Annotated in this window: 5 protein-coding genes and 1 pseudogene; 4 read left to right on the top strand and 2 right to left on the bottom strand. The window is 57.2% G+C overall.

Annotated features, from left to right (window positions below; genetic code table 11):
• Positions 1-192: 192 nt before the first annotated feature.
• Positions 193-1628, bottom strand: a pseudogene (locus ANI01nite_RS16125) (IS1380 family transposase).
• A 122-nt stretch (positions 1629-1750) separates the two neighbouring features.
• On the opposite strand from ANI01nite_RS16125, the gene ANI01nite_RS17235 reads away from it, so the two are divergent.
• A complete protein-coding gene (locus ANI01nite_RS17235) occupies positions 1751-2047 on the top strand; it encodes an IS3 family transposase (RefSeq protein WP_141359245.1) in 297 nt (98 codons plus the stop codon).
• Between the two features lie 16 nt (positions 2048-2063).
• Here ANI01nite_RS17235 and ANI01nite_RS16115 read toward each other — a convergent pair whose 3' ends face one another.
• Complete coding sequence (locus ANI01nite_RS16115) at positions 2064-3290, bottom strand: PucR family transcriptional regulator (protein ID WP_141359239.1); 1227 nt, start codon at positions 3288-3290, stop codon at positions 2064-2066.
• A 63-nt stretch (positions 3291-3353) separates the two neighbouring features.
• Between ANI01nite_RS16115 and ANI01nite_RS16110 the strand changes: the two genes are divergently transcribed.
• The 3 genes from ANI01nite_RS16110 to kdhB all read left to right on the top strand — a co-directional run bounded on the left by ANI01nite_RS16110 (position 3354) and on the right by kdhB (position 6056).
• Complete coding sequence (locus tag ANI01nite_RS16110) at positions 3354-4538, top strand: PucR family transcriptional regulator (protein ID WP_141359237.1); 1185 nt, start codon at positions 3354-3356, stop codon at positions 4536-4538.
• Between the two features lie 145 nt (positions 4539-4683).
• Positions 4684-5577 carry a 6-hydroxypseudooxynicotine dehydrogenase complex subunit alpha gene (gene kdhA / locus ANI01nite_RS16105; RefSeq protein ID WP_141359235.1) on the top strand — a complete coding sequence of 298 codons (894 nt, stop codon included), beginning with the start codon at positions 4684-4686 and terminating at the stop codon, positions 5575-5577.
• Positions 5574-6056 (top strand): 6-hydroxypseudooxynicotine dehydrogenase complex subunit beta, encoded by a 483-nt coding sequence (kdhB, locus tag ANI01nite_RS16100; RefSeq protein WP_141359233.1) that lies wholly within the window; start codon positions 5574-5576, stop codon positions 6054-6056. Before kdhA ends, kdhB begins: the two co-directional genes overlap by 4 nt.
• Positions 6057-6267 lie beyond the last annotated feature (211 nt).

Genomic DNA, 6267 nt, shown 5'->3' with positions numbered 1-6267 from the left:
ACGGGCTAGCCCAACGGTTTCATCGTTCAACGCAATGACCGCCGAGTTCCCGAAAATCCGGGGCTCAGCGGTCATTCTGCGTTCAGGGCACGCTTGACTCGGCTCGGGAGCGCCAGCCTTCGGGCGTCGAGGTCCACATCCTCGAAATATTGTTCATTCAATAGTTCGTGATCAAAATACGTGTCTCACGGTTCAGGCCCTCAGATGACCTTGCCTCCACCGGTGACGCAACTGGTTGCATGTCTGGCTCATCAGGCTGAAGAGCCTGAATTCCGGGGCATGGGCCGGAATCAGTAATCGTGTTCGCCTCCCGCTGCTGGTCAGTTTCCCGGCCATACTGAACAGGCGGTACCGCCACCGCTTCACATCCCACACCCCAGCCTCATGTTCAGCCGGCAACAGGACCAGCTGCATCCACACCAGCAGATTCGCGGCGAACGCAGCGATCAATGACCACGCCTGATTCACCGCGAAAGACCAGTACGGCAGCTTGCCCAACCCGGCGTGCTTCAAGGATTTGATCCTGTTTTCGCATCGTCCGCGGGCCCGGTGCCGCCGATCCAGTTCAGGAATCACGTAATAAGGGCTGTTCGTCAAGAACGCGGTGATCCTATTCCCGTCCGCGTCGAACAAGGAGGCCTTTGCCCCGGAATGCAGGGGTTCTGCCGTACGTAAATCCTCGTTCCCGGCGGGTAGTCCTTCAGTTTCATGACTGCGGTGGCGTCCACGACCCACACATCCCGCAACGGCTTGCCGTGTTGGTCAATGGCTGGTTCCCAGTACTTCTTTTCGCTGATCCACTGGATCTGTCGTTCCTTGACCACCGGTAACGAATAGGAAGTGGAGAACTGGATGCCCAACGAGTCAAGGTGGTTGAGGAATTCACGGGAGGCACCGGCGGAATCGGTGCGCACCAGCAACTTCTCACCGACCAGGACACCGTCCGTATCGTAGAAGTCATCCGGGAGCACTGCCAAGGCTTGGGACAGGGCTTCGATATGGTCCTTCGCCGAGTTTGCTCCTTTGTTGCCCGGGCGTAGGAGGATCTCGAGGGTTTCCCCGGTCCCATTCCCGGTGCCGTAGTCCGCGGTGACGATCAGGGGCGCGAAGCCGTACCCACCCTTATAGGTGCCGGTTGCTCCTTGCTTGTCTGAGTGTGCCTGGATGAGGGTGGCGTCGATATCGAGGATTAGCGGGGTGCGTTTGCTGGCACGCTTGGCTGGATTCCTTGGGCCTGCGGCAGCCCAGAGCTTCGTACGCAGGGTCCGGCTCATGGTTTGGTAGCCGTGGGTGAAGGCATCGGGCATGTCCTTGATTCGGTGCATGAACCGAGACACCGTTGCCTCAGAAGCCACTGGCCCGAACAAGCCGGGGTTGGTGCGTAGCAGGTCGACGTCGCAGGCTTGTTCCCCGCCGGCGGCGAGCATAAGGGTCAGGTCTGCGAGAATTTTTCCTGGCCGGTGGGTCGCGGTGGTCGGGACGAATTGCGAGAAGCGGTCTTCGCACAGAGCCCGGAAATCCAGAGCGTTCAGCAAGCCGCCCAGGATGCTCAAGCCGGCGTGGGAGATCAGCTGCTGGCCGGTGAGTTCGGTGCGTGGGGCGGGGTAAGTCAGGGTAGACTGGTTCATCGAAAAGGTGACCCTTGTATGTGGTTAAATTGGAGCTTAGACACCCCTATTTTCCCAAGTCGTGGTCACCTTTTCTTGTTAATGACAGGCGTTCGTCATGAAACCGCCGGGCTAGAGCGCATATCGGCTGGTACAACAAGAAACGACGTCAGGAACGACTGAAAGGCATGGCACCGATGGAATATCGGCACTATGCCTTGCAGCCTGAGACTGGCTTAGTGTTTAGCTATTCCAACTTTTGGGCACCAGTTGGAATCTGCCCGGGCCCTGTCGGTCCGTACTGCCAGGTACTGAATACCAAGGCCAGGAAACAGAACCCAACAGGTTCCGCGAACACTTCACATCTTCCTCACAAATCGTGTCATACCTTTGAAACCACAACGCTAGAATCCGACAACTGGAAGCTCCTGGCGGTCTGACTAACGACACTTCAGTCTAGGTTGCAGGGAGGGGAAGACCTGGGGAGTCCTCGGGGGTCCCGAGTTCCAGATTCATGGCCTCGACCATTCTGGAAAGCCTGATCGCCACTGGGAGTTCGTCTCGAAGCAGACCATGCGTCCCGATCTTTCCCTCGATTAGTTTGAGGCGGTACGCGATGGTTCTGCTGTGAACGCCTAAACGCACTGCGGCGGAGGCCGCATTGTATCCGGAGGCGAAATAGGCTTCGAGTGTCTCGATCAATGTGCCTGGCGGGCTTTGGGTTAGGCCGAGATCTCCCAGTTCATCGGAAATAAATGACCCAACAGCGGCCAGGTCCCTCATGGCGAGAGTCTCAACTATTACTTCTTCGTACCACGTAACGCGCCGGGCAAGCCTTTGGGCGACTGCATCGGTTTCCAGCGCACGTCGGTGGCTGGTGACGAATCCATCTAGCCCCTCGCTAAGGGTTCCGAATGAAACACGTGCGCCTTTCGGCAAGGAAATCGCCGAAACGGCTTCAAGTGGTGAAGGCAGCCTACTTGACCATTCGACCCACATATAGCCGGTCTCATCTTCGGCATTAATAACCAGGGGAGGAATTCGAGCCACGCTGCCCAGAGCGCGGGCGACTTCTTCAATTCCTTCTCCTGTCACGACCACAGCCAGATGGCGGCCGGAAAGGTTGTAGGAGAACACCGTTGAATCTATGGGGAGCCCGGCAAGGAGGGCACGCAACGTCGACAGTTTTCGTCGATTCCGACTCTGCCTCGAAAACGCGTTGCTTTCCATTTGATAGGTCTGGATGATGGACGCCGATACCTCATCGTTCCATGCGAAATGGCTCGCGCTGGCGTGCCTCAAGACCTTGGACCTCTGCGCCGGATCGGCAATGATTCGATGGGCTTCCTCGAGCAGAAATTCCCATAGTGTGGATTGAGCTGCCCGTGACGCCTTCAGCACGTGATGTAGGTCCACTCCGGCGCGAGCGGCCAGCTGCACTTCACGTAATGTCTCGTTAGATGCCCTGGTGGCTTCGGGTCTCACCTGGCCGATGTACTCCAGGACATCCCGAAGCGACGCCGCGACTGTTTCCGCTTCTGCCGCTTTTAACGAGGGGTTGCGTTCAGCCGAGGAGTAGTCGGTGTACTCATACTGGAGCCTGGATCTAATGCAGTCGTAGATTTCCGGAATCCGTGCCTTCACGGCCGCCGAAAGTTCACCTAGATCTTCCTCGATAGTCATACACTGAGAATACACAATGGAGCCAGCGTGGGTCGTACGCTACAAAGCCTATGGACTAGGAACATGATTCAGACACAATATCTCTATGCGATATCGGAAGCAATTGCCTCCGATATCCCCCAATTATCCGACTCGATCTCGCGTCGCCTCCATAATGACGTTCAAGCAGGTGTCGGTTTAGATCCCGCACTCGCGCAACGCAGATCGGAGAGATTAACTGCGGCACTGCGGTCCATGAGCCAAGGCTTGGCGGGAGCAGCGGAACCTGGCAACGATTTCCTCGTCGAGGCAACTGTCGAAGCAAAAGCGGCGGCGCAAGCCGGCCTCGATTTGCACGAGCTCATCCATACTTACAGGGTGTTGCAGTCAGTCATGTGGGATGTGCTTCTTAATCTCACGACTACGATTATTCCCGATTCATCACAGCAACTGTTAGCCCAAAAAAGTGTCTCTCGACTTCAGAACCATTGGCACGACGTTGTGGTGGCTGAAGTCGTGGATGCCTACCGTTCAGAGCAACACCGGTTCTTTTATAAATCCGAAGGGCATCGCCTTAGAATCGAATTGCGCGACTTTATCGCAGGGAGGCGCACAACGCCTCCTGAAGCTGCCTATAACTTTAAAAGCAAACATCTCTCCGTTGTGGCCTGGGGCGACGAACCCGAGACAACCATCGAACTCGCGGGCGCGATGTTGGGTGCCACTGGACAGTTGGTATTGGAAAGCACCGATGAGGCCTTCCTGGGGTGGCTGGCGGTTCAAACCAAGCCGAGCCTGGTTGGGCAATTCACCGAGGAGGCCTTTCCGGAAGGTTCGCATTTGGCCTTCGGATCGTTGGACGAAGGATTCGAAGGCTTCAGGCGCAGCCATCAGCGCGCGTGGAGGGCATACAAAGTGGGCAGACTCACCGGCGCGAAGCTCACTTCATATGCGGACGTGGCTCTGGAATCAGTGTTTGCCACAGATCTCCAAACGGTACGGGATGTCGTTAGACAACAGTTGGGTCCGTTGCTCAGTGACCCTCGCAAAGACATTCTATGTGACACACTGCAAGCCTATTTTGCTTCTGGATGCAATGCAGTGGCGGCGGCTACGGTGCTTGGGGTCCATGAACGCACCGTCGGGTACCGCCTCAGGTCCGTTGAAGAACGGCTTGGCGTCCAGGTCTCGACACGCCATGTGGAGCTTCTCGTGGCCCTGCGACTTCGGAACCTGCTCCAGTCGACTGGCGCTATTGGCGTGCCCTGAAACATGGACACCCGGTTCCAAGCGTCCCCGATTGTCGGTTCTGCGCAGGCCGGGACACAGATTTGTCGGATGACGAAGAGCACAGCGCGAAGCGGACGAGGCATGGTTGTGACATGAACATTAAGCGCGACCGGAGGTACAGTTTGTGAAGCCACCTCCCTTTGATTACGTTGTTGCCAACTCGGTGGAGCACGCGCTGCGCCTGTTGGCCGACGGCGGCGATGACGCAAAGATCATCGCCGGCGGGCAGAGCCTCGTTCCGCTGCTCAATTTCCGAATGGCTCGCCCAGCTCTCCTGGTTGATATCAATCGGGTGCCTGGATTGGCCAATATAAAAAAGTCGGCCGGGCACGTGACGATCGGTGCCCTCACCCGCCATGCTAAACTCCAAGCTTCCAAAACCATCGGGCGGCACATTCCCGTACTGTCAGAAGCGGCAGGATGGATCGCCCATCCGCAGATCAGAAACCGGGGAACCATCGGCGGCTCACTAGCGCATGCCGATGCGGCTGCAGAATTGCCCGTCGTCCTCCTAGCGCTCGGCGCTTGCGTCAAGGTACGGTCCATCCGCGGTGAACGAAAGATCCCGATCAAGGACCTGCTGGTTTCGCATTTCGTATCAAGCATTCTTCCCGATGAAATCATCGTGGAAGTGGAAGTACCAGCGCTTCCTGCCGGCACAGGGGCGGCATTCGATGAATTTGCGCGTCGGCACGGCGACTATGCGATTGGTGGAGCCACGTCAATCGTCACGCTAGACGATGGCGGTCACTGCATTGACACCAGAATCACAGTCCTCGGCGGCGGATCAACGGCCATACGTTGTCAAGAGGCCGAAGATATGCTCATCGGCAGTTCGCTAAGAAGCCGGGACATTACCGCGGCTGCCTCTGCCGCGGTGCAGGGACTGGAACCTGTCCCGACGCAGCACGGCAGCGGAGTCTACCGCAGGGAGGTCATTCGAACCATGGTCGAGAGAACCTTGCTGCTGGCACAACACCGAGCACAAAAAACTAGGGAAAGCATGGACGCCCGATGAACGCCTTTCATCTCAAGCTCGAAGTAAACGGCACTAGCCATGAGGCTGATGTGGAGCCACGTCAACTTCTAGCTGATTTCCTACGAGATAACTTGCATCTGCGGGGAACACGGCTAGGTTGTGAACACGGCGTATGCGGGTCATGCACCGTGCTCATGGACGGTCAACCAATTCGTTCTTGCACCACACTCGCAGTCCAGGCCCACGAATCCAGGGTAGAAACGGTGGAGAGCCTGCAAGAAAACGGGCAACTGCACCCCCTTCAGAGCTCTTTTTCCAAGTGCCACTCCCTCCAGTGCGGATTCTGCACCTCGGGCTTCCTCATGACACTAAAGCCGCTCTACGATGACCCGGACGTCAGCATGGACGAATCATCGGCACGGGAAGCCATTTCCGGCAACACCTGTCGCTGCACTGGGTACCAGCAAATCGTGGAGGCTACTGTCGATGCCTTCGAATGCCGGAACCACCACGAATAAAGCCACGAGTCACAAAGTTTCACGGCCGGGCAAGATCCCTTGCCCGGCCGTGGGGCTGTAATAAGCATGCGGGTTTCTGACAACCGCCAAAATCCCACACGGCTGGCGCTTGGCCTTCTATGCTGAATTCCTCTGTCCAAGAATCGATTTTTCCCTGGAAAGAGCGGCGCGAAGCGGCCCGCATTCCATAGGCAAGACAAGAGATTCGCCG

This window comes from Glutamicibacter nicotianae (genome assembly GCF_006539525.1).
Lineage (GTDB): Bacteria > Actinomycetota > Actinomycetes > Actinomycetales > Micrococcaceae > Glutamicibacter > Glutamicibacter nicotianae.
Note: the sequence above shows the minus strand (reverse complement) of the source record. Positions and strands in the feature narration are given on the sequence as shown.